We start from the raw sequence: 2,060 nt of genomic DNA, 5'->3' as shown, positions 1-2,060 counted from the left end.
CCTTGAGTGGGTGGTAACCTCCAGCGTTGCAAAGCGCTGACGTCTGGTATCATTTTAGTGCAGAAAAAATGGACCGACTCGATAATTTGAATTAGATTTGGCCCAGGTCAATTTCAATCCCGCCGAACACCTTGAAAGAGATTCATTATCGTCCCTACAGGTTCACGATTCGCCTGTATCCGGATGACGCTCTATGCACAGTCGGCTTCCAACTGCAGGAGCTAACTCTCTTCTTCAACATTGTTGATCAGGTCAGAGCCTTGGCAAGAACGGACAACGCAGTGGATGCGACAGATACGCTGCGGTGTTGCGCACTCATTGAGTGCTACTTGGCGACATGTTATGCCCTAAACAGAAATTTTCTGACAGTCCCTACCAGCGATCAGTTCGCTGCGTTCTTGACTAACGTTGTCGCCAATCACATTCCGGGATGACTTCAAGCCAATCAAGTGGAAGTATGACAATCTATCGCGACCGCGGACGCAGCTTACGGCGACAGGTTTGTTGTCTGCGTGGAGGCTTGTCTGGCTGATCGGCTTGCTTTTGACCCACCTCCCGCACCAGGCAGGAGATCCTTCGCGCTTGTGGATGGTGTACTGATTCGCATTTTCTTTGCTTGTGCTGCTCGGTGTTTTCGCGTGGTCAAAGAAGCCTTAAAGGGAAAAGACTAGAATTGGGAAATCGCTTCAAGGATCAATCTTTTAAAAGCAGAGGTGTAGCCCAGCCAATGCAGGACTTTTTTCGTCACCACAAATACGTGATGATCTACTTCCTGTCGCTTTGAGCTATAGTTCCAGGACCAAATCGAAATTCACCAGATGCGTCCCGAACTACCCGAAAACGACGCCAGAAGGCCGACTGACGCACAGGCGCGTTACAGCGCCGGTTGGCGCAGCACGCTTGTCAGCGTGGCGGTCAATATCGGCCTGACCATCGCCCAGGGGGCGGCCGGCATCATCTCCGGCTCGCAGGCGCTGATTGCCGACGCCGCACATTCGCTGTCCGACCTACTTTCAGACTTTGTCGTACTGGCCGCCGGAGCGCAAAGCAGCAAGGATCCGGATGCCGATCACCAGTATGGACACCTGCGGTTCGAGACAGCAGCGTCGCTGGTCCTGGGTGTGCTGCTGCTGACGGCGGCGGCGGGCATGCTGTGGGCAGCACTGGGCAAGCTGCAGCATCCCGCCGGGCCACAGCCGGTTCAGCCAATGGCACTTTGGGTGGCAGTGGTCGCGCTGGCATCCAAGGAGTTGCTGTTCCGCTACATGCTGGCCGTGGCGCGGCGGGTCCGTTCGAGCATGCTGGTAGCCAATGCCTGGCATGCGCACTCGGATGCGGCTTCATCGTTGGTGGTGGCGCTTGGCATCGCCGGCAACCTGCTCGGCTATCACAGCCTCGACCCGATCGCGGCAATGGTAGTGGCGCTGATGGTCGCGCGCATGGGACTGCGCTTCAGTTGGGACGCTCTAAATGACCTGATGGACCGCGCCGCCGACAAAGTAACCGTCGCCGACATTCGCGCCACCATGCTGGGCACGCCCGGCGTGCTCGGCTTGCACGACCTGCGCACCCGCAAGATGGGCGACCAGGTGCTCGTTGATGTCCATCTTGAAGTCGAGGCCACGCTGACAGTGGCACAGGGCCATGCGATTGCCGTCGATGCCCGGCGGCGCACGATGGAGCACCATCGCGTACTCAACGTTATGACTCACGTCGACCCGGTTTACTTTACGAAAACCCTCAAGGCAGAATAGATGTCGCCCTGTTTTTGGGATATCCAAGAAATTAGAGTGTCTTGGTCTCGTTGTCATCGGACCCGGTGGCAGCTTGGGTGTTCAACGGTCATCGAAAAGAGAAATATGACATCGCGTGTTCTCGTTGCTGAGCTGGGTACGCCATGGTAGAAGAAAATCGTATTCCTGATAGGCCATTTGGGAATGATCGCACTCACGCAGTTGGCCCATAAATTCGGACTGAATGGCCATTCCCGTGGAAGTGCACCATCCAAGCGATGTGCCAAACGAGCAAAGTAAATCCTCACAAAAGACGCCGTTAAGACC

The 2,060-nt window shown here is 55.8% G+C and carries 2 protein-coding genes; one reads left to right on the top strand and one right to left on the bottom strand.

Annotated elements, in window-relative coordinates:
• Positions 1-818 precede the first annotated feature (818 nt).
• A complete protein-coding gene (locus tag MKD50_RS30270) occupies positions 819-1,754 on the top strand; it encodes a cation diffusion facilitator family transporter (RefSeq protein ID WP_012354613.1) in 936 nt (311 codons plus the stop codon).
• A gap of 81 nt (positions 1,755-1,835) precedes the next feature.
• On the opposite strand, the gene MKD50_RS30265 is transcribed toward MKD50_RS30270, so the two are convergent.
• The coding region (locus MKD50_RS30265; RefSeq protein ID WP_115671140.1) for a hypothetical protein at positions 1,836-2,060 on the bottom strand (225 nt) is incomplete at its 5' end.

Origin of the sequence: Cupriavidus mimosae (assembly GCF_023952485.1) — a bacterium.
GTDB lineage: Bacteria > Pseudomonadota > Gammaproteobacteria > Burkholderiales > Burkholderiaceae > Cupriavidus > Cupriavidus taiwanensis_C.
This window is presented reverse-complemented; position numbering and strand designations above follow the sequence as displayed.

Bases quoted from the DNA above. Each gene is read 5' to 3' on its own strand.
- MKD50_RS30270 (WP_012354613.1), top strand. From the start codon at position 819: ATGCGTCCCGAACTACCCGAAAACGACGCCAGAAGGCCGACTGACGCA.